The organism is Maribacter sp. UBA3344 (genome assembly GCF_002362375.1).
GTDB lineage: Bacteria > Bacteroidota > Bacteroidia > Flavobacteriales > Flavobacteriaceae > Maribacter > Maribacter dokdonensis.
In genome coordinates this window covers 1-23903 of sequence record NZ_DERI01000028.1, presented here as the reverse complement: position 1 = coordinate 23903, position 23903 = coordinate 1, and the positions used below count along the sequence as shown (strand labels likewise).

Genomic DNA, 23903 nt, shown 5'->3' with positions numbered 1-23903 from the left:
TGTACGTGATGAAGCAAAAGGAGTTCAATATTCCTTTCTCAGGTTTGAAGCAAGGAAAACACAACTTTAATTACCAGATTGACAATACGTTCTTTGATTCTTTTGGATACGATGAATTTAACGCAGCCAGCATCAATTTAGATGTAGTACTTCATAAAACAAGTACAATGATGGAGGTTGATATGAACGCATCGGGAACAGTTAATGTAGCTTGTGATATTACCAGTGAACCATACGATCAGTCCATAAGTGGAGATTTACATTTGGTGGTAAAATTCGGTGAGGAGTATAACGATGAAGATGATGAAATTTTGATTCTTCCTCATGGTGAACATCAATTGAACATTGCACAGTATGTGTATGAAATGTTGGTGTTGGCGGTTCCGCAAAAAAGAATACACCCTGGTATTGAAGATGGCACTTTACAATCTGAAGTGTTGGACAAATTGAACGAGCTTCAACCAAAAGAGAAAAGATCAAACAAAGAAGAAAACGATCCCAGATGGGATGAATTAAAGAAACTATTAACGGATAAATAAGGTTTAAATGGCACATCCTAAAAGAAAAATTTCCAAAACAAGGAGAGACAAGAGAAGAACTCATTATAAAGCGGTAGCACCTACTTTAGCAAAAGATTCTACTACAGGTGAAACACACCTTTACCACAGAGCACACTGGCACGAAGGTAAATTACATTATAGAGGTCAAGTTTTGGTTGATAAAACCGAAGAAGCAGAAGCTTAAGACTTTTTTACAATATACTAAGCTCCCACTTCATTAGAAGTAGGGAGTTTTTTTTAGTCCAATTTGTATTTTATCACCTTGTAACTCAGATAATTTAAAAGGTTATAGCCTTAGTGCTATCAATTGCAATTTTTCAAAAACCCGATAACTTTAGGCGAAAAGTCGTTGAAAATCACTAATTTTCATGACTTTTGACTCGTTTTTTAAGTTTTTTACAAGAAAGCAAATAAAGTATGACCAAAATTACAGCAGCTATTACCGCAGTAGGAGGCTATGTTCCCCAGTTTGTAATGACGAACAAAATGCTTGAGGAAATGGTTGACACCAATGATGAATGGATTACTACCAGAACAGGTATTAAGGAAAGAAGGGTGTTAAAAAAGGAAGAAGGGGAAGGTACTTCGTATTTAGCCATTAAGGCGGCCCAAGACCTTATGGAAAAGAAAGGGCTTGATGCTGCCGAAATAGATTTGGTCATTGTAGCTACCGCTACACCAGATAGTATGGTAGCTTCTACGGCAGCTTTCGTAGCTTCTGAAATTGGGGCTGTAAACGCCTTTGCTTATGATCTATTGGCGGCATGCTCCAGTTTTCTTTTTGGAATGTCAACGGTTGCCGGGCATATTGAGACAGGTAGATATAAAAAGGTATTACTTATAGGTGCAGATAAAATGTCATCTATAATAGATTATACAGATAGAACAACCTGTATAATTTTCGGTGATGGTGCCGGAGCAGTACTTTTTGAACCTAATACCGAAGGCTTGGGTCTACAAGATGAATACCTTAGGGCAGATGGTACAGGAAGACAATTTTTAGGCATGGAAGGCGGTGGATCTTTAATGCCGGCCACAATTGAAAGTGTAACCAATAAAAAACACTATATTTTTCAGGAAGGAAAAACAGTGTTCAAATTTGCGGTTTCCAATATGGCAGATGTAGCGGCCAAGATCATGGATAGAAATGATCTTACCGAGTCAGACGTTGACTGGTTGGTGCCACATCAAGCTAATAAGAGAATCATTGATGCCACAGCAAAAAGAATGGGTGTAGATGATTCAAAAGTGTTGATGAATATTCAGCGCTACGGTAATACCACATCCGGTACATTACCACTTTTACTTTTCGACTACGAAAAACAGCTTAAAAAAGGGGATAACTTGGTTTTCGCAGCCTTTGGTGGCGGCTTTACCTGGGGTTCTATCTACCTTAAATGGGCGTATAACTAACATCAACTACCAATTATAACTTAGAGAAATATGGATATTAAAGAAATTCAAAGCCTTATCAAGTTTGTTGCCAAGTCTGGCGCTAGCGAGGTAAAACTCGAGACGGATGATATAAAGATTACCATCCGTACCGGAAGCTTAACTGGTAATTCTGAGCCAACCTATGTACATACAATGCCTATGGCTCAACCTGCCGTACCTGCTCCTGTAGCAGCTGCACCGGCAGAAGTAGCTGCACCTGCAGCGGCTGCATCTGAAGCTGAGCAGAAAAAAGCGGATGATGATAAATACATCACGATCAAATCTCCGATCATTGGTACTTTCTACAGAAAGCCTTCTCCTGACAAACCAGTATTTGTTGAGGTAGGAGATACTATAGGGACCGGCGATGTACTATGTGTTATTGAGGCAATGAAATTGTTCAATGATATAGAATCTGAAGTTTCTGGTAAAATTGTCAAGATTTTGGTAGATGACTCTTCTCCAGTTGAGTTTGATCAGCCATTATTTTTGGTAGACCCTTCTTAACTAAATTTTGAGTAGTCATTGTTAGATGCCGTTATTGAACGGTGTGTAAGAATCATGTAGAACCAAGAACTTAAAATTTAAAAGATGTTTAAAAAAATACTGATTGCCAATAGGGGAGAAATCGCTTTGCGTGTTATCCGTACCTGTAAAGAAATGGGTATTAAAACGGTAGCCGTTTATAGCAAGGCCGATGAAGAAAGTTTGCATGTTCGTTTTGCAGATGAAGCTGTATGTATTGGTCCTGCCGCTAGTAGCGAATCTTATTTAAAGATCCCTAACATTATTGCTGCTGCTGAAATAACCAATGCAGATGCAATACACCCAGGGTACGGTTTTCTATCTGAAAACTCAAAGTTCTCACGTATCTGTGCAGAACACGATATAAAATTTATTGGAGCATCTGGCGATCAAATTGATCGTATGGGTGATAAGGCTACGGCCAAGCAAACCATGAAAGAGGCAGGTGTACCTTGTGTACCTGGTTCAGATGGTCTTTTAAAAGATGTTGCCGATGCCAAGAAAGTAGCCAAAAAAATGGGCTACCCGGTAATGATCAAAGCTACTGCCGGTGGTGGTGGTAAAGGTATGCGTGCCGTAATGTCTGAAGACAAAATGGAAGAGCTTTTTGATAGTGCCGTAAATGAGGCTACCGCTGCCTTTGGTAACGGTGGTATGTATATGGAAAAGCTGATAGAAGAACCTCGTCATATTGAAATTCAAATTGTCGGTGATCAATTCGGTAAGGCATGTCACTTATCTGAAAGAGACTGTTCAGTACAACGTCGTCACCAAAAGTTAACGGAAGAGACTCCTTCACCTTTCATGACAGACAAGTTAAGGGAGCAAATGGGTGAAGCTGCAGTTAAAGCTGCAGAGTACATAAAATATGAAGGTGCAGGTACCATTGAATTTTTGGTAGACAAGCACCGTAAGTTCTATTTTATGGAGATGAATACACGTATTCAGGTAGAACACCCAATTACGGAGCAGGTTATAGATTACGATTTAATTCGTGAGCAAATATTGGTAGCCGCTGGTGTGCCAATTTCTGGTAAGAACTATCTTCCAAAACTACACTCTATAGAATGTAGAATTAATGCAGAAGATCCTTATAATAATTTTAGACCATCGCCAGGTAAGATTACGACCTTACATACACCAGGTGGTCATGGAGTTCGTATGGACACCCACGTGTATAGTGGGTACAGTATTCCTCCAAATTACGATTCAATGATCGCTAAGTTGATTACCACCGCCCAAACTAGGGAAGAGGCAATCAATAAAATGAAACGCGCCTTAGATGAGTTCGTAATTGAAGGGATTAAAACCACCATACCTTTTCATAGGCAATTAATGGATCACCCAGATTATTTGGCGGGTAATTATACTACGGCCTTTATGGATGATTTTAAAATGGATCCTCCAAAAGAACATTAATAAAAACTCCAACAGCAATGTTGGAGTTTTTTTTGTTCTATTTTGTGATGGAATTTCTATCTTATATCACAATCAAAATAGTACTATGGATCTAAGCTACTGGGAACGTACATCATGGTTTTCTAATATCGATTTTACAATCGTGGGTAGTGGTATAGTAGGTTTAAATTGTGCTTTAGAATTGCGTAGGCAGCATCCAAAAGCACATATTCTAATATTGGAAAAAGGAAAACTGCCGCAAGGCGCTAGTACAAAGAATGCTGGTTTTGCCTGTTTTGGCAGTATTTCAGAAATCTTATCAGACCTTAAAACACATACAGAACTAGAAGTGGTGCAATTGGTACAAGATAGGTTCAATGGCATACAATCGCTTCGTACTATTTTGGGTGATGCTGCCATAGGATATCAAAATAATGGTGGACATGAATTATTTCTGGAAAAAGATTTGGCCTTATATGAGAGATGTATACAGAAGATGGAAACCATCAATGAGTTGCTACGCCCTGTGTTTAAAAAGAACGCTTTCAAAATAGCTCCAAATGATTTTGGTTTTAAAGGGCTTCATAAAAACTACATTTCACAAGTTTTTGAAGGACAAATAAACACGGGTAAAATGATGTGTTCTTTGGTACAATTGGCACATCAAAAAGGCATCAGAATCCTAAATTCAACACAGGTGAAAACTTTTGAGGATTCCGGATCGTCCGTAACGGTTAAAACAGACGACATAGAATTTGTGACCAAGAAATTGTTAATAGCTACAAATGGTTTTGCCGCCCAATTACTATCAGAAAATGTAAAACCGGCAAGAGCACAAGTGTTAATTACAAAACCGATAAATAATTTGGCCATTAAAGGCACGTTCCACTTAGAAGAAGGGTATTATTATTTTAGAAATATTGATGACCGTATTTTATTGGGCGGCGGAAGAAACCTAGATTTTAAAACAGAGGAGACAACCGAGTTTGGAACTACAAGTTTGGTAGGAAATAAACTAAAAGAGCTGCTTGCCAATATCATTTTACCTGAAATGGCTTTTGAAATAGATTACAGTTGGAGCGGTATTATGGGTGTTGGTCAACAAAAGAAACCCATTGTAAAACAAGTATCTGCTAATGTAGCCTGTGGTGTGCGTTTAGGTGGTATGGGCATTGCCATAGGTACCACAATTGGTAAAAAATTAGCACGTTTGGTCAACTAATAAATGCACCATTTAACCTGTTTTTTTAAATCTTGTCCAAAAGAGAGGTGTACTCTTGTTTTTATTTATAAATTGTATGCCCCCTCAGATTATCTATTACCCTAAATGCGCTTATAAGTTTGCCCTAGAACAGTGAACTTTTAAGAAGGTTTGTAATAGCATGTATACTATATGAGAACATTATTGAATAGAATTGCTACAGCTGTGCTAACAGTTGTAATGGGTTTTACTTGTTTAACAAGTTGTGGATTGACAAAAACCGATTATCAGCGAGAATATGCCAGGGTATGGAAAGAGCATATTAAGAGCGAAGCATGGAAACAATCTCTCATTTCAAATAATGAGTATGCCAAAGATGATTTATATGCCAGTACAGACACTGAAGTGACTTTAGCAGAAGAGGAAACAAAGGTTTCCGGATTCAATGCCACATATGAGTCTTTAGTTTCAAAAGCCTATTTTAAAATTATTACCGAAGCGGAAAAAGCAGATGCTAAAATTACAGCAGACTACAAGATGCTAAAGGATAATGAAACAGCACTAAAAGTAGACAAGAAGAGGGCACAAGCGATTACAAATCGCTATGAAGCACATAAAGCAATGCTTAGCGGGTTAAAATCTTGGAATATTTTTAGCGAAGACCGCTCTGGTGATTTGGAATATTTTAAGGCAGAAAATGAAATTGAGATTCAAAATATGCTCAGTGCTGGTGAAAGTGATAATCAAATTGTAAATTACTTGATCTATAAACTGGCAGATCTGTATCACATTGAAGGAAATTGATTCACTTAAAAATCTAAAAAAAGACGCTTACAACTTTTGTGTTCTTTTCGTTAACGAGAGGTTGGCGAGAATTCAAGGTCAGATCAAGGAACTTGAAACGGCTTTAACCTCAGAGACCAAAAGTAGTGCTGGTGACAAGCATGAAACCGGTCGCGCCATGATTCAGTTAGAACGGGAAAAACTAGGGCAGCAGCTGGCTGAACTTGAAAAAACCCAGCAATTATTATCTAAGGTCCCAAAGGAAGGAAATGCAGAAACTGTAGGTTTGGGAAGTCTGGTCATTACAGACTCGTTCATATATTTCATTGCTATATCAGCAGGCGAATTTAACGGTACGGGTAAGTCCGTCTACTGTATTTCTGCGGCAACGCCTATTGGTAAGCTTGTCTTTGGTAAAAAAGTAGGGGATGTTTTTAGTTTTAATGGTAAAGAACTAACTATCATTGATGTTCATTGATGAACCTTTGTGCTTAAATTTTAGCTAACTTATAGTGCTATATTAAATAGCTTTTTTTAATCACAGGTAACATTTGATTCAAGTAAATTTTTAGTCAGTAAATCATGGAAATATTCTACTTACTTATTGCGGTCATTGCCATAATTATATTGACGACTAAGCTTAAGATCCATGCTTTTTTAGCCTTGTTTATCATATCTATTTTATATGGGATTTTTGCTGGTATGCCTTATGGCGATATCATTACATCTATAAATGATGGTTTTGGGGGTACACTTGGTAAAATAGGGCTGATTATTGTACTGGGAGTAATTATTGGTGCATTTTTGGAGCATACCGGTGGTGCATTTGCAATTGCAGAAAAAGTCTTGGGGTGGATAGGTAGAAAACGGGTACCCACGGCAATGGGTATTATTGGTTATATCGTATCTATTCCGGTATTTGCAGATAGTGGTTTTATGTTGCTACATCCTCTGAATAAAAGTCTTTCCAAGAAAGCCAAAATCTCCATTGCCGGTCCGGCAATAGCATTGGGTTTGGGTTTAATGGCGTCGCATACTATGGTGCCACCAACACCCGGTCCTATAGCGGCGGCAGGTATTTTGGGTGCAGATTTAGGTTTGGTCATCGCATTTGGATTTCCCACCAGTATAGTCGCTTTGGTTGTCGGTATCATATTTGCTAAAAAGTATGCTTCAAAAACAATGATAACGCCCAATGTTGAAGATGCGCTAGAAGCAGAACAAGAAATTAAAGATTCGCCAAGCGCTTTAAAGGCCTCTATTCCTATTTTGGTCCCTATTTTATTAATTGTCTTGAAATCCGTCTTGAATTCCATGAACATTGGGCAAGAAAACGGACTTCTGGATTTCATCAATTTTGTGGGTGAGCCGGTTATTTCTTTATTGATCGGCGTATTCTTATGCCTGCTCTTGCCCAAAAAATTAAATTACGATATGCTTTCTTCTGCGGGGTGGGTAGGTAAGGCTATCAAAGACGCTGCGTCTATACTTTTGATTACTGGAGCTGGAGGAATTTTTGGTAAAATTTTACAGAACTCGGGCATAGCCGATATTCTAGGGCAAACCTTGACCGATTATAATATGGGTATCTTTCTTCCTTTTGTTTTAGCTGCGGCCTTAAAAACTGCACAAGGTTCATCTACCGTAGCATTGGTAACTACGGCATCTATCATAATGCCTATGATGTCCTCTTTGGGTTTTGATACAGAAATACAAAAAGCTTTGGTCGTAGTGGTTATTGGGGCAGGTTCTGCGGTAATTTCCCATGCGAACGACAGCTTTTTTTGGGTAGTAACACAAATGAGTGGTATGAACGTAAAAACAGGATATCGACTTTTTGGATTAGGTACGGGCGTTCTTGGTCTTACAGGAGCAATAACTGTATTTGTATTCTACACTATATTCGTTTAAAAATACAGCGTTTAATAATCTGGTTTACTTCGGTTAACTTTTTTGAGCGAAGCAATTTTCTTGCTTTTCAATCTTTTTTCTATAGAAGAACGGGTGGGCTTACTTTTCTTTCGTGCTTTGGGTACGATCAATGACTTTTCCAAAAGCTTAAAAAATCTTTTAATGACCAAGTCTTTATTCTTGTGTTGGCTACGGGATTCATCGCACTGTAAAATCAAAATGCCCTCTTTGCTGAGTTTGTTGCCTAATTTTAAAAGAAGCCTTTTTTTCTGTCGTTCTGTGAGTCCGTCAGAAGCTGCTATCTGAAACGACAATTCTACTTTAGAAGATACTTTATTTGCATGCTGACCACCGGGGCCACTACTTCTAATGGCTTTAAACTGGAGTTCATTAAGAATTTGTTCTTGGTTCACAATATGCTTTTTGTAAATGTAGTCAAAAAGTAAAGCGTTCTATATAGTGGCGTAATAGATACTATACTACGAATTTGAAAACAAAGCTATTACATTATAGATTAGATGCAGCTTCTTGTATACGCTGATTGATGGTTTCAATGGCTACATTTAAAAATACCTCTTTCCCCTTAGGGTATAGTTTGTCCCCATTGAAATAGATAGTTTCATTGTCATCACTCTTGCTTTCGGTTAAATAATGACTGCCCATAGGATAAGCCTTTTCTACGGTAACATGAAAACCAGAGGAGGGTGAAACCCTAAACTCATGTGCATAAACAATTATTTTTCTTTTGGTATTGGCGTACGTTTTAAGCACATCTATAGAGATCATACTGGCTTCACCAAAGAGCGATGCTACATATAAGCTTTTAGGGTTTTTATATAACTCCATAGGTCTTGCCCTTGCAATGATCTTGTTATCACGTAGTACAACAGCTCTGTCTGCAAACGGTAGAACATCGTTAACATCATGCGTGGCAACAATAGTCGTAATTCTATGTTCTTTTAAGTAATTAAAGATGTTACGGCGTAAACTGTTCTTTAAAAAATTGTCAATATGGCTAAAAGGTTCATCTAAAAGCAATACCTCTGGTTTTTGAGCCAGAACCCTTGCCAGTGCTACACGTTGCTGTTGACCGCCACTAAGTGTCTTTACTTTTTTATCTGCAAATGCTGTGAGCTCTATCATTTCTAAAAGCTCTTGAATTCTTTCCTTTAATTCATCTGGATAAAAAACAGAAAGGTATTGGCTAATATTTTCTGCCACAGAAATAAAAGGCATTAAATCAAAATCTTGAGAAAGGTATTTCATAAAAGGCATACCTGGAACCAAGTTGAATGCAGGACCTAAAATTGGCTCATCTTCCCAAAAAATCTCACCTTGTTCCAGATCCATTAGCCCATACATTAACTTTAACAAGGTGCTTTTTCCGCAACCGCTTTCTCCAATGATAGCCACATGTTCACCACGTTGAATACGCAGATCGATTGACGCTAATACTGGAAGTTTGTCATAAGAAAATGATAGGTTCTCTACTCGTAACATGCTTTTGTGCTTAGAACTGTAAAATTGAAAAATCCGTTCCAATTTGAAACGGATTTTTCGATAATTTATTGATTTAAAAAAATTTTACTCTTTAAATTCCTTTAAAACACTTTTATTGGGTAGTTCTGAGTATCCCATATTAAATAGGGTGAACCCAAAAATATCGGCATATTGTTCAATGGTTTTGCTTACGGGTGTACCTGCTCCATGACCTGCATTGGTTTCTATACGGATTAAAGTTGGGTTAGACCCTGCTTGTTTTTCCTGTAGTTCTGCCGCAAACTTAAAACTATGCGCAGGTACTACCCTATCGTCATGATCGCCGGTAGTTACCAAGGTTGCAGGGTATGCAGTACCTGTTTTTACATTATGTACAGGGGAGTAGCCTTTTAAATACTGGAACATTTCATCACTATCTTCTGCAGTACCATAGTCATAGGCCCAACCGGCACCAGCTGTAAATGTATGATAACGAAGCATATCCATTACACCCACTGCAGGTAGCGCTACCTGTATTAAATCTGGTCTTTGGGTCATTGTGGCGCCAACAAGTAAACCACCGTTAGAGCCGCCACGAATAGCTAAATACTCCTTTGAAGTATAGTTGTTGTCCACTAAATATTCTGCAGCTGCGATAAAGTCATCAAAAACATTTTGCTTTTTAGTTTTTATTCCCGCATCATGCCATTTTTTGCCATATTCACCACCACCACGTAAATTGGGTACAGCGTAAATTCCACCCTGTTCCATCCAAACGGCATTACCGATGCTAAAAGACGGAGTTAAACTAACATTGAATCCGCCGTAGGCGTACAGAATAGTTGGGTTTTTACCATTAAGTTCGGTTCCTTTTTTATAGGTAATGATCATTGGTACTTTAGTGCCATCTTTAGAACTATAGAAAACCTGTTCAGAAGTGTAGTTCTCAGGATTGAAATCTATATTCGGTTTCCAATACAGCTCATATATACCACTTTCTACATCATATTTAAAAGTTGATCCCGGCGTATTGTAATTGGTAAATGAGAAATACAATTCCTTATCTTCCTTTTCACCGCCAAAACCACCCACAGAACCAAGACCTGGTAAATCTACTTCACGTATAAGTTTGCCTTCATAATCATACTGAAAAACCTTTGAGATAGCATCAACCATGTATTCTGCAAAGAAATAGCCACCACCTGTATTGGGGTTCAATACATTTTCGGTTTCTGGGATAAAATCTACCCAATTTTTAGCTTCGGGGTTACTGGCATCTACTGTGACTATTTTTTTATTGGGAGCATTTCTATTGGTTACAATGTATAGTTTTGAACCAACATTGTCAATTACATAGTTGTCAGATTCCGTGTCTTCAACCATAGGTATCAACAATCCATTTGGATCTTCAAGGTTTCTTATAAACAATTTGTTTCCAGAAGTAGAAACCGATGCACTGATCAATAAGTACTTGTTGTCCTCAGTAACACTGGCACCAATATAACGATGTTTTTCTGTAGGTGTACCGCCAAAAATAAGTTCATCATTTTTTTGTGGAGTACCCAGTTTATGATAGTATACTTTATGTTGATCTGTTTTGGCAGAGAGTTCGCTACCTTTTGGTTTGTCATAACTAGAATAGTAAAAACCATCATTTCCTTTCCAAGAAAGTCCGCTGAATTTAATATCAATTAAGGTATCCTCCACAACCTCTTTGGTTTCGGCATTGAGAATAATAGCTTTTCGCCAATCGCTACCACCTTCCGAAATGAGATAGGCAGCTAAAGATCCATCTTTGGTAAAACTTAATCCTGCTAAAGATGTGGTGCCATCTTCAGAAAAGGTGTTGGGGTCTAAAAAAACCTCAGGTTCTTGATCTCCTTTAGCCCTATATACAACATATTGATTTTGTAGGCCGTCATTCTTATAGAAATAGGTGTAATCTCCCTTTTTGAACGGAGACCCTAATTTCTCATAATTCCATAATTTTTCCAATCGGTTTTTAAGGTCGTCTCTAAATGGAATTTTTTCTAGGTAGTCAAATGTAGTTTTGTTTTGATCTTTTACCCAAGCTTCTGTCTCTGGGCTTCTATCATCTTCAAGCCAGCGGTATGGATCTTTGACCTCGGTGCCAAAATAAGTGTCTACGGTATCTACTTTTGCGGTAACAGGGTAATTCACGATAATGGGTTCTGGTTTAGATTCGTTTTTACAAGAAGAAATTAGCGCAACAGCAAAGAGCGCCGGTATAACATTTTTCATGTGTAGTTCAGTTTGTACTAAAATACCATAAAAAAACCTTCAAAACTGTGAAGTTTTGAAGGTTTTAACGTTCTAAGGGTATAAATTAAACTAAGCCTTTTTCTACTAAATATTCAGAAATTTGAACAGCGTTTGTTGCGGCACCTTTTCTAAGATTATCTGCTACGATCCACATATTCAAAGTGTTTCTTTGAGTTTCATCTCTACGTAAACGCCCAACGAATACCTCATCTTTGTCATGAGCATAAATTGGCATTGGGTAGGTATTGGTATCTGGGTTGTCTTGTACCGTAACACCTGGCATTTCGTTCAATAATTGGCGCACCTCGTTTAATTCAAAATCATTTTCAAATTCCACGTTTACAGATTCTGAATGCCCACCTGCCGTAGGAATACGAACAGCGGTTGCACTAACTGAGAATGTACGGTCATCAAGAATCTTCTGTGGCTCACGGGCCAGTTTCATTTCTTCTTTTGTATAACCATTTTCTAAGAACACATCGCAATGGGGCAGGGCATTTCTACCAATAGGATAAGGGTATGCCATTTCGCCCTGAACACCGGCAATTTCATTCTCCAGCTGTTTAACTGCTTTTACCCCGGTACCAGAAACAGACTGGTAGGTTGAAACGACCACACGTTTCATTTTATATTTTTTATGTAAAGGGTGTAACGCCATGACCAATTGTATGGTAGAACAGTTGGGGTTGGCTATAATTTTATCTTCAGCGGTAAGCTCATGGGCATTGATTTCTGGAACCACTAATTTTTTTGTAGGGTCCATTCTCCATGCTGAGGAATTATCTACGACTGTAGTACCAACTTCGGCAAATTTTGGAGCCCATTCTAAAGAAGTGTCGCCACCGGCAGAAAATATGGCAATATTTGGTGTTGCAGCTACAGCATCTGCTAAGCCTATAACCGTATATTCATTTCCTTTAAAGGTCATTTTTTTACCTACGGAACGCTCAGAGGCAACCAATAATAATTCCGTTAACGGAAAATTACGTTCTGCCAATACTTTCAACATTACATCGCCAACCATACCTGTGGCACCAATAACAGCTACTTTCATTTGTGAAACAATTATATTAAGCGGCAAAAATACGTATTACAAGTACTTGCACAAGCAAAAAAGAAAAGAATAATCAAAATATAACAAAATGTTTTATTTGTAACAATTAATTAGTAGTGTGGACTTGGATAGTAGATAAAAAAGAACCGTCAATGTTGTTAGCGAAACAACGTTGACGGTTTAAATTAAAATAGGTTGCAGTGCAACGGTTCCCTTTTCCAAGGGTATATTTTAAATTACTTTTTTAAAGCATCTCTAATCTCTACCAATAATTCTTCAGCAGTAGGTCCTTTTGGAGCCTCTTCAACTGGAGCAGGAGGAGTTTTAGTTTTGTTGTAAGCTTTAACAATGATAAATAATACAAAACCAACGATAACCAAGTTGATGATAGCATTGATCCACTTACCGTAAAGAATAGCATTCTCTGGTTTGGTCACCGTTCCATCAGCAGCAACAACAGCTTCATCCAATACAACTTTCATATCGGCGAAATCAAGTCCACCACTAAAATGACCAACAATTGGCATCATTACATCGCTAACGAAACCGCTAACAACTAATCCCATAGCGCCTGCAAGTAATACGGCTACGGCTAAATCTATGACATTACCTGTCATAATAAACTCCTTAAATTCTTTTAACATGTTCTAGTGTTTTTATTAATGGTTAAATATAATAAGTGAGGCAATTTACAAAAAAAAGCGATTCCTTAAATAAATGTTAACAAATCAGTGAACGATTATTCTTTTAATTCGCTGTGAAAGACCTGTTAAAAGTTCATATGAAATGGTTTGTGCGGTTTCGGCAAATTCGTTTGCCGGTAAGGGTTTTCCAAAAATAATGACCTCATCGCCCTCATCGCATGCAATAGAAGTAACATCTATCATAATCATATCCATGCAAACATTACCTATTATTGGAGCCAATTGACCGTTAACGCTTACAAAAGTTTTACCATGACCGTATTCTCTACCTATACCATCTGCATGCCCTATGGGTAAAGTAGCGGTAATTCTTTTGGAATTGGAGGTATATTTTCTGTTATAACCCACAGACTCACCTTCAGAAATAACGTGTTTTTGGGCAATTATGGTTTTTAAGGTCATGACGGGTTGTAACGTAGCGTCAACTTCTGGTTCGTTTCCGTAACCATATAAGCCAATTCCACTTCGCACCATATTGTACTGCGCTTCTGGGTAATTTATAATACCCGAAGTATTTAATACATGTTTAAGCGGTTTATCCTTAAAAAGTTGGTCCACTTGCTGGCAAATGTTCTTAAATCGTTGTAATTGCAAATTGGTGAACGCTCTTTCATCATGATCTTCGGTTGCTGCCAAATGTGATAATACCGCCACAATTTTAATCGCTTTTTGTTGTTCAACAAGACTTGCAATTATGGGCAATTCATCTGCTGAAAACCCTAATCGGTTTAGTCCAGTATTAAATTTTAAATGTACGGGGTAGTCTACGATGTTCATAGCATTTGCCGTAGCAATAAAATCGGTCAAAATAGATTGCGAATATATGCTAGGCTCTAACCGGTGTTCAATTAGACTTGTAAAATGTACTTTTTGTGGGTGTAAAACCAAAATGGGTGCGGTAATACCACCTTCTCTAAGGGTAATGCCTTCGTTAACATATGCAACTGCAAAATAATCTGTACCCAACTCTTGTAAGTGTTTGGCAATAGCGACCGAATCGCTACCATAGGCATATGCCTTTACGACAGCCATAAATTTGGTTTCGGGCTTTATTTTTGATCGTAGTACATTGTAATTATGACCAAGTGCTTTTAGGTCGATCTCTAAAACGGTCTCTTCTGCCTTAGCCATTTTCGCTTTTTTTGACCGTATTTACCTCTTCGGAATTTACATCGATCGTTTTCACTTTCTCTTTAAGCATGGCTTTATAATAAGCGCCACGGCTTAAGGGTTCATATTCATTAACCTCACCTAGCATCACCAATTTATCGTTGCTCGATTTTCTAAAACTGTAGTTGGCCAAATTACCGGTACGTGTACAAATGGCGTGTACTTTGGTAACATATTCTGCAGTGGCCATAAGCGCAGGCATAGGTCCAAAAGGTTTTCCTTTAAAATCCATATCCAGACCTGCAACAATAACGCGTACCCCTTTATTGGCAAGGTCGTTGCAAACGGTAACTATTTCATCATCAAAGAATTGAGCTTCATCAATGCCTATAACATCACAAGTGTCTGCCAAAATACGAATGTTGGCTGCCGCGGGTACCGGAGTAGACCTAATTTCATTTGCATCGTGCGATACCACCATTTCATCATCATAACGGGTATCAACCATTGGCTTAAAGATTTCAACCTTTAATTTGGCAAATTGGGCACGTTTAAGTCTACGGATCAGTTCTTCTGTCTTTCCAGAAAACATAGACCCGGCAATGACTTCTATCCAGCCGAATTGTTCTTTATGATTAACTGTGTTTTCAAGAAACATTTTGTAATTTTAGACGAAAATAAGTGGATTTTCGTTTATTCTTTAAAGATGATAAAGGTATTTAAAAATCCTGCTATTTAGGTCTTGACCTTAAAAATTGTACTATGAAAAACAAGTTGAAACTGGAATTGAGAAAGTTATCTACAGAAATTTTGACTGCGGAGAACTTAGATGATGTTACAAGTTTGTATGAGATTTCTAAGAACTTGTATGAAAAATTAGCAGTATTAAAATTCATTGAGGTAGAGCTCAATGACATGGAAGTAGATGTTTCTAAAAATGCGATAGCGGCAAAATTTGAGGAAATGGCAAATGCCGTTTTAGATTCTAATAAATCTGTACCGGAAAGTAATCCACATGAAGAGGATATTATTCAATACCCAGGTATGGATACCATTAAAGGTTTTGTTTCTGAAATGCCCAGCACAGATGAATTAGAAGATGTTTTGACAGAATTTATGTCGAAGCCAGATTTAATGAAGAACGATAAAGAATTGTTCACCCCCACAAAAGCAGATCTTAAGCAGGCCGAAACATTACCAAAGTCCCTTAACGATCGCTTGGCAAAAAGTAATGTAAAGGTAGATTTAAATGATCGCTTGGCTTTTGTGAAGCATTTGTTCAATGACAGTATGGAAGATTATAACCGTGTGTTGTCGCAATTGAATACTATTGATACTGAAGAAAGGTCAATTGCGTTTATAAAGAATATGGTGAAACCTGATTACAATAATTGGGTAGGAAAAGAAGCATTTGAAGAACGATTCATAGAATTGGTTTCTCGTAGATTTTCTTAAGAGTTATAAAACTAAATATCATATACCCAGCACTTGTGTTGGGTTTTTTATACGATAATCAAGAGTTGAATCAAATCTACGCTTGCATCTAAATCTAAATTAAATTTTCAATACAATGCTTCGAGGTCGTGCCTTGAGGTTGTTCACTTTAAAACAAATGGGAAAGCTGTATTTAGTGCCAACACCTATAGGAAACTTAGAAGACATGACCTTAAGGGCCATACGGGTTCTTAAAGAGGTAGATTTGATTCTGGCGGAAGATACCCGTACCAGTGGAAAGCTCTTGCATCATTTTGAAATTGGTACACCAATGAAGAGTCACCATATGCATAATGAGCATAAAATGGTCGATTTTTTAGTGGGAAAACTAAAAGTAGGGGAGCATATTGCATTGATTTCCGATGCTGGCACGCCGGCAATTTCAGATCCTGGATTTTTATTGACCCGTGCCTGTGTAGAAGCAGGTATTGAGGTAGAATGCTTACCGGGAGCCACGGCGTTTGTACCTGCATTGGTCAACAGTGGTTTGCCAAATGACAAATTTGTTTTTGAAGGATTTCTTCCGGTAAAGAAAGGAAGGCAAACACGTTTAAAGTTATTGGCAGAAGAACCACGCACCATTATCTTTTATGAATCTCCACATAAACTTTTAAAGACATTAGGAAATTTTGTTGAATATTTCGGTGCAGAAAGACCGGTTTCCGTATCAAGGGAATTAACTAAGTTGTACGAAGAAACCGTTCGTGGTACTGCCGAAGAAGTTTTAAAACATTTTACGGAAAAACCGCCAAAAGGTGAGATCGTTATTATTGTTGGGGGGAATAAATAATAGTTTTACACTTAAATTAAAGTGAATTTAAATCTACATATTCTACAACAATTTTAGAATTTGAAATATTTTCTACAGCAATATATAAAGTATCGTTAACAATAGTTAAGCCTTCAATATCCACCAAACTCGGATCTATACTTTCAAAATTGATAGAGGTTTCTACAACAGAATTTGTTTCTACATTTAAGACACCAAAAAAGAAGTTTGGCTCATTCTCCACAAAAGGTAATTTACCAGAAACGAAGATTAGATTCTCATATCTGCAAGCTGTAGTTTCAAATATTCCTTTAGGTAAATCAAAATAATCTAAAGAGCCATTATCCAAGTTGTATTTAAAACCGGTTTTAATTAATTCATATGGATTTGAGTTCTCAACTAATCCGCCAAAAACATATAAATCAGAATCAACTATTTCTCCTTCTGCAATAGTCCTTGATTCCTCTATGGTAAAAACATCTTGCAAATCATAAGTGCTATTGTTTAAACTTCGGATTTTGAAAGGAACTTTTGGATTGTCTAGAACAGTTAAATCTCCTCCAAGTAAATACACTTGAGAATCAACGGCTGCAGAACCAGCTCTTGATAAATTAGAAGCATATGGGTAGGTACTAATTTCAGAATCCAATGTGTTTTTCATTGTTGATACTCGTCCTGAACCCACAACCACTAATTGATCATCAATTAAATGTAATCTGCTTGAAGTAAATTCGGAACCAGTATACGTTATTTCGGTAGAATCCAGAACCTGCGAATTAATATCATATTTGTAGACCCTTCTAACTCTTGGGTAACTGCTATCATCACGGTAAGATAGATATAAACTGTTGGTGTTATTGCTCCCTACAAATCCAGTAGTTTTACCATAGCTGGTAATATTGTTGAAATTTGCAAATGATTTAAAGTTAATGTTAGTGGGAGCTATTTTATAATCGTCACTAGTTTTTTGGACCAATGAAACCATTAATTTGGAATTAGTGGCTTCATCAACTATAATTTCACCGGAAATTTTATTTTCAGTGTCCTTGATCAGTGTAAACTCTGGATGTACTATTTCTATATTATCATTAATAATAAAGTCAAGCTCCACAGGCGACGAATAATTATCATTCGCGATTGATGAATTTGCATCAGCAATATGGTTTATACCTTTTCTCTTTTTCCAGGTTAAAATACCTGATACTTCATCGGAAGAATTAGAAGACGTAAAAATAAATTCATCATCCAAAATGCTGCTATTAGCGGTAATATCTAATGTCCCCGTAGCATTAATTAATGAAGCGCTTGAAATGTGCCAAGTCTTTTTTACTCCATTATTTAATGTATTCTCAATTAAAAGCTGAAGTAAATCATTCTTTGATTGCAATATTTCTTGCTCTGATGGTCCTTCTGGTAAAGGTTCTACAATTTCTTCTTCCGGTTCTTCGACCTCCTCGGTTATTTGATCATCATCATTATCAATTACGATGTCCTCATTTGAAGAGCAGGCTATAATAAAGATAAACAAGAATGAAAATGTGAATTTAATCGAAGATAACCTTAGGAGTCTATTGTTCATATTATAAATGCAAAAGGGTTTGTATATTGAAATATAACGTTTCTTTTCTGACTTTCTGATACTCATAAAACGCTGTTTACCTAAATCATTTAAAATCAATAGCCATAAGTGTTAATTTGGAGAAATAATTAAGAAATTTTCAAAATGAGAATTACCTTTACTCCAGTTTAGCATGAAAAAAATTCTCACATATACTTTTATCCTTCTTTACCTCACTGCAATGGTAAAGCCGGTATTGCCTGTGTTAGAGTATGTGTTAAATCAAGATTATATTGCTGAAGTACTGTGTATCAATAAAGACAAGCCCATGCTTAATTGTGATGGTAAATGTTACTTGGCACAAATGATCAAAGAGCAACAAGAAAAAGATCATCAAGATATACCTTCTGCCGATCTTCGCGAATATCCTATTGGCTTTGTAAATATTCTTGATGTTGATTTTGAAAGTGTATTGATCATAACAGCTTTGGATTCAATGCATCCTAACTTGAACGAACAACAGTTTATATCTACTGTTTTTCGTCCACCAAATTTCATCTCCTAAATAGCATTGTAGTTAGGCAAGCTTATTTAAAGTGATGCCCAGCTATGTGTTATTACCCCGGCTCAAATCCTGAAGTCGGGGGCAACTGATCAATTATTTTATTTAAAAATATCTTATGCCTGTGCATAAGGTGAAACCATTACAATGACAAGAATGTAACAAGCCAGTTTTACATGGCTTCTGCATTCACAATAATATATCAACAGATGAAATCTATATATAAAATATTAGCAATAACCTTAGTATTAACCGTATTCGTTAGTTGTAGCAGCGATGATGATACTGCTACGGAGTTAACTGGCGAGAACAGTGTAACGCTTGAGTTTGATAACAGTGTGGGATCAGATGATCTTTTACTGGCAACATCTAGCTATACCAATTCCCAAAATGAAACATTGACAATTACAAGGCTCAATTATATTGTCAGTAATTTTCGTTTAACCAATGATCAAGGTGAAACCTTTACTTATGAAAAAGATGACAGCTACTTTGTTACCAGTGAAGAAACCGGTAATACAGAGGTAGTGTTAGAGAATATACCTGCGGGAACCTATGTGTCTATCACTTTTGGTGTGGGTGTAGATCAAGAAAAGTACCTTCAAGGTGCTGAAGGCCAGGGCGATTTTTTAACCGTAGCGGAAGAAACCAATATGATGTGGTCATGGCAGGCAGGCTATAAGTTTTTGAATTTCGAAGGAACGTTTACTTCGGAAACCGTGACCGAAACAACAGATTTTAAAGTGCATATGGGTAGTCATGGTTCAAGCTTGGATAATTATAAGGAAGTTACCCTAAGCCTGGGTACAGATGCTTTGGTAAGTGATGAAATGTCTCCCATTATTCACCTAGTGGCAGATGCCAATGCTATTTTAGACGGAGCGCATAAATTATCACTTTCTGAACAGTCGGTAATTATGGTAAGCGAAGAAAAGTCGCCATTGGTGGCCTTAAATACGGCAAGTATGTTTACGGTAGATCACGTACATAACGGATTGGAACACTCTCATTAATCACATATGGGGTCGCTTAATTTTAGCGGCCCTGTTTTAAAATTAAAACAGATGAAATATCTATTTTGGGTATTTCTGTTAGTGTGTTTGGTGTCCTGCAATAATGAGGAATATCTACCATTGGAGAATACCTTGTTGACGGTAGAAGTTCCTGAGAATTTTCCTGATTTGGTGTATGACATAGAAGCCAACCCGCCAACACAATTAGGTTTTGAGTTGGGCAAAAAATTGTTCTATGATGGCAAACTCTCTTCCAACGGGTTTATCTCTTGCGGGTTCTGCCATGAGCAGAATTTTGCATTCACCCACCACGGTCATCAATTTAGTCATGGTGTAGATGATTTGGAAGGCACAAGAAATACGCCTACCATTGCTAACATGGCATTTTTTAATGAATTTGCTTGGGATGGAGCTACATCGCATTTAGACCTTTTTCCAATCATACCTATAACCAATGAGGTAGAAATGGGGGAGACCATGACAGGAGTCATCAATAAACTCATAGCGGACAGTGAATATCAGAAACAGTTTGAAAATGCTTTTGAAGAAGGTGGTGTAAACGCCGAGAATTTTTTAAAGGCCTTATCCCAGTTTATGGTCATGATGATTTCCTCAAATTCTAAGTATGACAAGTTTGTACGAAATGAAGAGGGCGGGGAATTAACCGAAGTTGAAGCATATGGTTTAACGGTTTTTCAACAAAAGTGTGCCACTTGCCATGCTACTGATTTATTTACCGATGGTAGTTTTAGAAACAATGGATTGCCTCCCAATCCTCAATTGAACGATGTTGGTAGGGCTGAGGTTAGCGGTAGTGTTCATGATAATTACAAGTTTAAAGTGCCCAGTTTACGTAATGTAGCGCTAACGGCTCCTTACATGCACGATGGTAGGTTCGGTAGCCTAGAATCCGTACTGAATTTTTATGCCAATGGCGTGGTAGATTCAGAAACATTGGATGATTCTTTAAGAACGGATGACGGACTTGGAATAGCATTAAACAATGAAGAAAAAGAAGGACTATTGGCCTTCTTTGAACTATTGACAGATGAGACTTTTATAAACGACGAACGATTTTCAGAATATTAAAAAATGAACAAGATTATAATATGTATGTTTTTGCTTGGCGGACTATTTAGTGCCAAAGCAAATGATTTGCCAGAAGTAGGATCTGATTGTATTTGGAAAAATACCGAATTTGAATATTTCTGCGACACCTGTGGCTGCGGGGGTAACGGTGGTAGCATGGGTTTTGGAACAGGGTTGAACAATAATTTCGTAGGGTTGAGATATATAGGTCAGAAGTATCGTTCAAGGGATGGTATTTTTGATAATTCCCCTTGGATCAACGAAAACTTCAATACGGTACAGGCCTGGGGAAAATTCCCGGTTGGGAAAAGGGTATTGATCAATGCCCTGTTGCCGTATCATTTTCATAACAGAACCTTTGCAGATAATACTGAGCAGACCATAACGGGCATAGGTGATGCTACTGTTTTGGCATATTACAATGTACTACGGCAAACACCTGATAGTATTAATTCTATAAAACCGGAACATGCCTTGCAAATTGGTGGAGGTCTAAAATTGCCTACGGGTAGTTTTGATGCCGCAAATATTGAGGGCAGTGTAAATCCAAGTTTTCAATTAGGTACCGGAAGTTGGGATTATATTTTGGCTGCCAATTATGGTATTCGCCATAGAAATTGGGGCTTGTCCACTTTAGTAAATTATACCATTAAAACGGAGAACAGTAAAAAGTATCAATTTGGAAATCAATGGAATGTAGCATTAAATACATATAAGACCTACTATGTATCCCCATCTGTATCCCTTACTCCGCAAATAGGTGTTGGAGGCGAATTTTTTGAAGAGAATTTAGAGTTTAGTTTAGCGGTACCAGATACCGGTGGCAATGTCTATTTTGGGCGATTGGCCGTAGAGTTAAATTACAATAGGTATGCACTTGGGATTTCTAGTATGCTGCCCATTTCGCAAAATTTGAATGAAGGTAAAGTTGAGGTAAAAAATAGGGTTTCATTATATTTGAATATCAATATATGATAGATAACCTTTTAAAAACCTAAATAACTGACCATGACATTAGTAGAGTTTAAGAAAAAACTAACTGCAGCACCAAAAGAAATATCTTTTTCGGACACTATGCAGGTAATAGATTCTAAATATAGTTTTACGCCTACGGCATTTACCAATGGAGAAGTAAAAAATGAAGCTGGCCAAAACTCTGGTTCGTGCAAATTATTTTCGTTTGCAATCAAAGAGGGCCTCACAAAAGAAGAGACCTTGGTTTGTTTTGGTTCTTATTATTTTGATGAGGTATTATTAGATTTAAAAGGAGACTCTCATCAGAATATTAGAAATTTTATTGAGACCGGTTTTGAAGGTTTACATTTTGAGGGCGAAGCATTGAAATTATTATAGAATAAGTAAAGAATCTTTATCACAAACCCATGCAAGAATTATTGGTTGAAATAAGAAATTGTAAGGTTTGTGAGGCACATTTGCCATTAGAACCAAGACCTATTGTTGCAGGTTCTGAGAATTCTAGAATAATAGTGATAGGGCAGGCACCTGGTAGAAAAGCCCATGTGGAGAATAAACCATGGGACGACCCCAGCGGAAGAAAACTTAGAGAATGGTTAGGGGTAACCGATGACGATTTTTATGATCCTGATAATTTTGGAATTATTCCCATGGGGTTTTGTTATCCGGGTAAGGGTAAATCTGGTGACTTGCCCCCAAGGAAAGAATGCGCCCCGTTGTGGCACCCAAAAGTGTGGGAAGAGTTCAAGAATGTAAAACTCATTCTACTTATTGGCAAGTATGCGCAAGACCAGTATTTGGGTCAAGAAGCTAAAAAGAACTTGACTGAGAATGTGTTGTACTACGAAGAGTTTCTGCCAAAATATTTCCTTTTACCACATCCATCACCAGTAAATCGTTTTTGGCGAAGTAAAAATCCTTGGTTCGAAGAAAAGGTGGTAGGGGAATTGCAGAAATTGGTTGCTAATATTTTAGGTTGATTTTATAAACATGAATGAGTTATTCTTCTACTAAAAATAATTCTTCTACACTAAGGCTGAACAATTTTGCCATTTTAATCGCTAAAATTACTGAAGGGTTAAATTTATTTTTTTCAATTGCATGAATAGTTTGCCTTGAAACCCCTAGTTTTTCTGCTAAATCTGCTTGAGTAAGATCTAATCGAGCTCGTTCTACTTTTACCAGGTTTTTCATTAGTGTAATTGTCTTTTTTTGAAATAAAATATAATCAGAAATATAATAATGAAGATATATAGGGGATAGGATAGATTAAACATCATTTCAGCATTGATTAAATGTAAAATGAAGGTAATCGCTAAACATATTATAGTGGCTAATTGATATGATTCTAACCTTAATTTGGTAATGTAATCATCCTCTACCTTTTCTTTAGATAGCATGTAAACCAGCATCCCTAGAATCGTCAAAATATTCGCATATTTCATTATGGTGGGGTTCAATAATTCATGAAGAAATGGTGAATTTTCATTGCTTTCAAAAGGTTGGGTAAATCCCATAAAAAAAGAAATAATTGAAGGTATTCCGAAGAAAATAAAGAAAGTAAATAGTCCAACTATTTTAAACTTATTAGGTAGTATTTGTAAACTCATAGTCTATTATTATAGACTAAAAGTACATAATACTTTACATAATGACAAAAATAATAGTTATATTAATTTATAGTAAAGAGTTTTAAGGTTATAAATACATATTGTAGTATGGTAAATAGCGTTACCAAATTCAGATGGTTACGGCTACTTTCTCAATGAAGTTTAAAACAAGACTTATGTAATTGATACAAGTATTTAATGATCATTTCGAGAAAATTTTTGAGGCACGAGAAAATTAGTATCGAGAAGCTTTCGTGTTCCAAAAGGCGATGTCCTGAGCTCTGTCGAAGGGTTCTCGATACTTTTTCTTATTTAATGAAATTATTTCAGCAGGCAACTAGCTCCTGTAATTCAAAATTTTTAACTTTTGCTAATTGCTAATTGCTAATTG

General features: G+C 37.0%; 27 protein-coding genes. 17 read left to right on the top strand and 10 right to left on the bottom strand.

The features are described 5' to 3' along the window. The first annotated feature begins 8 nt into the window (after positions 1–8). From B2Z27_RS16750 to B2Z27_RS16710, 9 genes are all read left to right on the top strand, one after another. Positions 9–539: a YceD family protein gene (locus B2Z27_RS16750; RefSeq protein WP_286814513.1), complete on the top strand. Its 531-nt coding sequence runs from the start codon at positions 9–11 to the stop codon at positions 537–539. 7 nt (positions 540–546) lie between these two features. Then, complete coding sequence (gene rpmF / locus B2Z27_RS16745; RefSeq protein ID WP_058104665.1) at positions 547–744, top strand: 50S ribosomal protein L32; 198 nt, start codon at positions 547–549, stop codon at positions 742–744. Between the two features lie 233 nt (positions 745–977). Further along, positions 978–1973, top strand: a complete 996-nt coding sequence (locus B2Z27_RS16740) for a beta-ketoacyl-ACP synthase III (protein ID WP_058104666.1) — start codon at positions 978–980, stop codon at positions 1971–1973. 30 nt (positions 1974–2003) lie between these two features. After that, positions 2004–2501, top strand: coding sequence for an acetyl-CoA carboxylase biotin carboxyl carrier protein (gene accB, locus B2Z27_RS16735; protein ID WP_058104667.1), 498 nt, complete (start codon positions 2004–2006; stop codon positions 2499–2501). Between the two features lie 84 nt (positions 2502–2585). Further along, on the top strand, positions 2586–3938 hold the full coding sequence (accC, locus tag B2Z27_RS16730) for an acetyl-CoA carboxylase biotin carboxylase subunit (RefSeq protein ID WP_058104668.1): 1353 nt from the start codon (positions 2586–2588) through the stop codon (positions 3936–3938). 85 nt (positions 3939–4023) lie between these two features. After that, on the top strand, positions 4024–5139 hold the full coding sequence (locus B2Z27_RS16725) for an NAD(P)/FAD-dependent oxidoreductase (protein ID WP_286814512.1): 1116 nt from the start codon (positions 4024–4026) through the stop codon (positions 5137–5139). Between the two features lie 171 nt (positions 5140–5310). Next, complete coding sequence (locus B2Z27_RS16720) at positions 5311–5922, top strand: hypothetical protein (protein WP_286814511.1); 612 nt, start codon at positions 5311–5313, stop codon at positions 5920–5922. Further along, entirely contained in the window at positions 5909–6379 is a 471-nt protein-coding gene (locus tag B2Z27_RS16715; RefSeq protein ID WP_339632763.1) for a 3-oxoacyl-ACP synthase, read from the top strand. The genes B2Z27_RS16720 and B2Z27_RS16715 overlap by 14 nt, the downstream gene beginning before the upstream one ends. A gap of 104 nt (positions 6380–6483) precedes the next feature. After that, complete coding sequence (locus tag B2Z27_RS16710; RefSeq protein WP_058104671.1) at positions 6484–7812, top strand: GntP family permease; 1329 nt, start codon at positions 6484–6486, stop codon at positions 7810–7812. 11 nt (positions 7813–7823) lie between these two features. On the opposite strand, the gene arfB is transcribed toward B2Z27_RS16710, so the two are convergent. The 7 genes from arfB to B2Z27_RS16675 all read right to left on the bottom strand — a co-directional run bounded on the left by arfB (position 7824) and on the right by B2Z27_RS16675 (position 15100). Further along, positions 7824–8225 (bottom strand): alternative ribosome rescue aminoacyl-tRNA hydrolase ArfB, encoded by a 402-nt coding sequence (arfB, locus tag B2Z27_RS16705; RefSeq protein ID WP_286814510.1) that lies wholly within the window; start codon positions 8223–8225, stop codon positions 7824–7826. Positions 8226–8319: 94 nt separating this feature from the next. Continuing rightward, entirely contained in the window at positions 8320–9312 is a 993-nt protein-coding gene (locus B2Z27_RS16700) for an ABC transporter ATP-binding protein (RefSeq protein WP_286814509.1), read from the bottom strand. Positions 9313–9396: 84 nt separating this feature from the next. Beyond that, positions 9397–11553 (bottom strand): prolyl oligopeptidase family serine peptidase, encoded by a 2157-nt coding sequence (locus B2Z27_RS16695; protein ID WP_286814508.1) that lies wholly within the window; start codon positions 11551–11553, stop codon positions 9397–9399. Between the two features lie 85 nt (positions 11554–11638). Beyond that, a complete protein-coding gene (locus B2Z27_RS16690; RefSeq protein WP_286814507.1) occupies positions 11639–12628 on the bottom strand; it encodes an aspartate-semialdehyde dehydrogenase in 990 nt (329 codons plus the stop codon). Positions 12629–12864: 236 nt separating this feature from the next. Beyond that, on the bottom strand, positions 12865–13272 hold the full coding sequence (gene mscL, locus B2Z27_RS16685; RefSeq protein WP_286814506.1) for a large conductance mechanosensitive channel protein MscL: 408 nt from the start codon (positions 13270–13272) through the stop codon (positions 12865–12867). Positions 13273–13356: 84 nt separating this feature from the next. Continuing rightward, positions 13357–14463 carry an alanine racemase gene (gene alr / locus B2Z27_RS16680; RefSeq protein WP_286814505.1) on the bottom strand — a complete coding sequence of 369 codons (1107 nt, stop codon included), beginning with the start codon at positions 14461–14463 and terminating at the stop codon, positions 13357–13359. After that, positions 14456–15100, bottom strand: a complete 645-nt coding sequence (locus tag B2Z27_RS16675) for a thymidine kinase (RefSeq protein WP_286814504.1) — start codon at positions 15098–15100, stop codon at positions 14456–14458. Before B2Z27_RS16675 ends, alr begins: the two co-directional genes overlap by 8 nt. A gap of 104 nt (positions 15101–15204) precedes the next feature. On the opposite strand from B2Z27_RS16675, the gene B2Z27_RS16670 reads away from it, so the two are divergent. Then, complete coding sequence (locus tag B2Z27_RS16670) at positions 15205–15897, top strand: hypothetical protein (protein WP_215996941.1); 693 nt, start codon at positions 15205–15207, stop codon at positions 15895–15897. A gap of 157 nt (positions 15898–16054) precedes the next feature. Then, positions 16055–16726 (top strand): 16S rRNA (cytidine(1402)-2'-O)-methyltransferase, encoded by a 672-nt coding sequence (gene rsmI, locus B2Z27_RS16665; RefSeq protein WP_210708700.1) that lies wholly within the window; start codon positions 16055–16057, stop codon positions 16724–16726. Between the two features lie 16 nt (positions 16727–16742). Here the strand turns inward: rsmI and B2Z27_RS16660 are convergent, their stop codons facing one another. Further along, positions 16743–18233, bottom strand: a complete 1491-nt coding sequence (locus B2Z27_RS16660) for a hypothetical protein (RefSeq protein ID WP_286814502.1) — start codon at positions 18231–18233, stop codon at positions 16743–16745. A gap of 223 nt (positions 18234–18456) precedes the next feature. Here B2Z27_RS16660 and B2Z27_RS16655 point away from each other — a divergent pair, with 223 nt between their 5' ends. From B2Z27_RS16655 to B2Z27_RS16630, 6 genes are all read left to right on the top strand, one after another. Next, entirely contained in the window at positions 18457–18828 is a 372-nt protein-coding gene (locus tag B2Z27_RS16655) for a hypothetical protein (RefSeq protein WP_286814501.1), read from the top strand. Positions 18829–19034: 206 nt separating this feature from the next. Then, positions 19035–19838, top strand: a complete 804-nt coding sequence (locus tag B2Z27_RS16650) for an MbnP family protein (RefSeq protein WP_286814499.1) — start codon at positions 19035–19037, stop codon at positions 19836–19838. Between the two features lie 51 nt (positions 19839–19889). Next, positions 19890–20927 (top strand): cytochrome-c peroxidase, encoded by a 1038-nt coding sequence (locus tag B2Z27_RS16645; RefSeq protein ID WP_286814497.1) that lies wholly within the window; start codon positions 19890–19892, stop codon positions 20925–20927. A gap of 3 nt (positions 20928–20930) precedes the next feature. Further along, positions 20931–21902 (top strand): transporter, encoded by a 972-nt coding sequence (locus B2Z27_RS16640; protein ID WP_286814495.1) that lies wholly within the window; start codon positions 20931–20933, stop codon positions 21900–21902. A 33-nt stretch (positions 21903–21935) separates the two neighbouring features. Further along, positions 21936–22280 carry a HopJ type III effector protein gene (locus B2Z27_RS16635; RefSeq protein ID WP_058104686.1) on the top strand — a complete coding sequence of 115 codons (345 nt, stop codon included), beginning with the start codon at positions 21936–21938 and terminating at the stop codon, positions 22278–22280. 29 nt (positions 22281–22309) lie between these two features. Continuing rightward, on the top strand, positions 22310–22882 hold the full coding sequence (locus B2Z27_RS16630; protein ID WP_286814493.1) for a uracil-DNA glycosylase family protein: 573 nt from the start codon (positions 22310–22312) through the stop codon (positions 22880–22882). A 19-nt stretch (positions 22883–22901) separates the two neighbouring features. On the opposite strand, the gene B2Z27_RS16625 is transcribed toward B2Z27_RS16630, so the two are convergent. Together B2Z27_RS16625 and B2Z27_RS16620 are read right to left on the bottom strand one after the other, a co-directional pair. After that, positions 22902–23096, bottom strand: coding sequence for a helix-turn-helix transcriptional regulator (locus tag B2Z27_RS16625; RefSeq protein WP_058104688.1), 195 nt, complete (start codon positions 23094–23096; stop codon positions 22902–22904). Beyond that, positions 23096–23512 (bottom strand): hypothetical protein, encoded by a 417-nt coding sequence (locus B2Z27_RS16620; protein ID WP_286814490.1) that lies wholly within the window; start codon positions 23510–23512, stop codon positions 23096–23098. Before B2Z27_RS16620 ends, B2Z27_RS16625 begins: the two co-directional genes overlap by 1 nt. Between the last annotated feature and the right edge of the window lie 391 nt (positions 23513–23903).

What these genes read in the sequence shown, in the direction of transcription:
- mscL (WP_286814506.1), bottom strand. Translation starts at nt 13,272, where the DNA reads ATGTTAAAAGAATTTAAGGAGTTTATTATGACAGGTAATGTCATAGAT.
- B2Z27_RS16675 (WP_286814504.1), bottom strand. Translation starts at nt 15,100, where the DNA reads ATGTTTCTTGAAAACACAGTTAATCATAAAGAACAATTCGGCTGGATA.
- B2Z27_RS16690 (WP_286814507.1), bottom strand. Translation starts at nt 12,628, where the DNA reads ATGAAAGTAGCTGTTATTGGTGCCACAGGTATGGTTGGCGATGTAATG.
- B2Z27_RS16725 (WP_286814512.1), top strand. Translation starts at nt 4,024, where the DNA reads ATGGATCTAAGCTACTGGGAACGTACATCATGGTTTTCTAATATCGAT.
- B2Z27_RS16650 (WP_286814499.1), top strand. Translation starts at nt 19,035, where the DNA reads ATGAAATCTATATATAAAATATTAGCAATAACCTTAGTATTAACCGTA.
- B2Z27_RS16635 (WP_058104686.1), top strand. Translation starts at nt 21,936, where the DNA reads ATGACATTAGTAGAGTTTAAGAAAAAACTAACTGCAGCACCAAAAGAA.
- accC (WP_058104668.1), top strand. Translation starts at nt 2,586, where the DNA reads ATGTTTAAAAAAATACTGATTGCCAATAGGGGAGAAATCGCTTTGCGT.
- B2Z27_RS16695 (WP_286814508.1), bottom strand. Translation starts at nt 11,553, where the DNA reads ATGAAAAATGTTATACCGGCGCTCTTTGCTGTTGCGCTAATTTCTTCT.
- B2Z27_RS16670 (WP_215996941.1), top strand. Translation starts at nt 15,205, where the DNA reads ATGAAAAACAAGTTGAAACTGGAATTGAGAAAGTTATCTACAGAAATT.
- B2Z27_RS16630 (WP_286814493.1), top strand. Translation starts at nt 22,310, where the DNA reads ATGCAAGAATTATTGGTTGAAATAAGAAATTGTAAGGTTTGTGAGGCA.
- B2Z27_RS16700 (WP_286814509.1), bottom strand. Translation starts at nt 9,312, where the DNA reads ATGTTACGAGTAGAGAACCTATCATTTTCTTATGACAAACTTCCAGTA.
- accB (WP_058104667.1), top strand. Translation starts at nt 2,004, where the DNA reads ATGGATATTAAAGAAATTCAAAGCCTTATCAAGTTTGTTGCCAAGTCT.
- B2Z27_RS16750 (WP_286814513.1), top strand. Translation starts at nt 9, where the DNA reads ATGAAGCAAAAGGAGTTCAATATTCCTTTCTCAGGTTTGAAGCAAGGA.
- B2Z27_RS16720 (WP_286814511.1), top strand. Translation starts at nt 5,311, where the DNA reads ATGAGAACATTATTGAATAGAATTGCTACAGCTGTGCTAACAGTTGTA.
- B2Z27_RS16655 (WP_286814501.1), top strand. Translation starts at nt 18,457, where the DNA reads ATGAAAAAAATTCTCACATATACTTTTATCCTTCTTTACCTCACTGCA.
- B2Z27_RS16645 (WP_286814497.1), top strand. Translation starts at nt 19,890, where the DNA reads ATGAAATATCTATTTTGGGTATTTCTGTTAGTGTGTTTGGTGTCCTGC.
- alr (WP_286814505.1), bottom strand. Translation starts at nt 14,463, where the DNA reads ATGGCTAAGGCAGAAGAGACCGTTTTAGAGATCGACCTAAAAGCACTT.
- rpmF (WP_058104665.1), top strand. Translation starts at nt 547, where the DNA reads ATGGCACATCCTAAAAGAAAAATTTCCAAAACAAGGAGAGACAAGAGA.
- B2Z27_RS16625 (WP_058104688.1), bottom strand. Translation starts at nt 23,096, where the DNA reads ATGAAAAACCTGGTAAAAGTAGAACGAGCTCGATTAGATCTTACTCAA.
- B2Z27_RS16740 (WP_058104666.1), top strand. Translation starts at nt 978, where the DNA reads ATGACCAAAATTACAGCAGCTATTACCGCAGTAGGAGGCTATGTTCCC.
- B2Z27_RS16640 (WP_286814495.1), top strand. Translation starts at nt 20,931, where the DNA reads ATGAACAAGATTATAATATGTATGTTTTTGCTTGGCGGACTATTTAGT.
- B2Z27_RS16710 (WP_058104671.1), top strand. Translation starts at nt 6,484, where the DNA reads ATGGAAATATTCTACTTACTTATTGCGGTCATTGCCATAATTATATTG.
- rsmI (WP_210708700.1), top strand. Translation starts at nt 16,055, where the DNA reads ATGGGAAAGCTGTATTTAGTGCCAACACCTATAGGAAACTTAGAAGAC.
- B2Z27_RS16620 (WP_286814490.1), bottom strand. Translation starts at nt 23,512, where the DNA reads ATGAGTTTACAAATACTACCTAATAAGTTTAAAATAGTTGGACTATTT.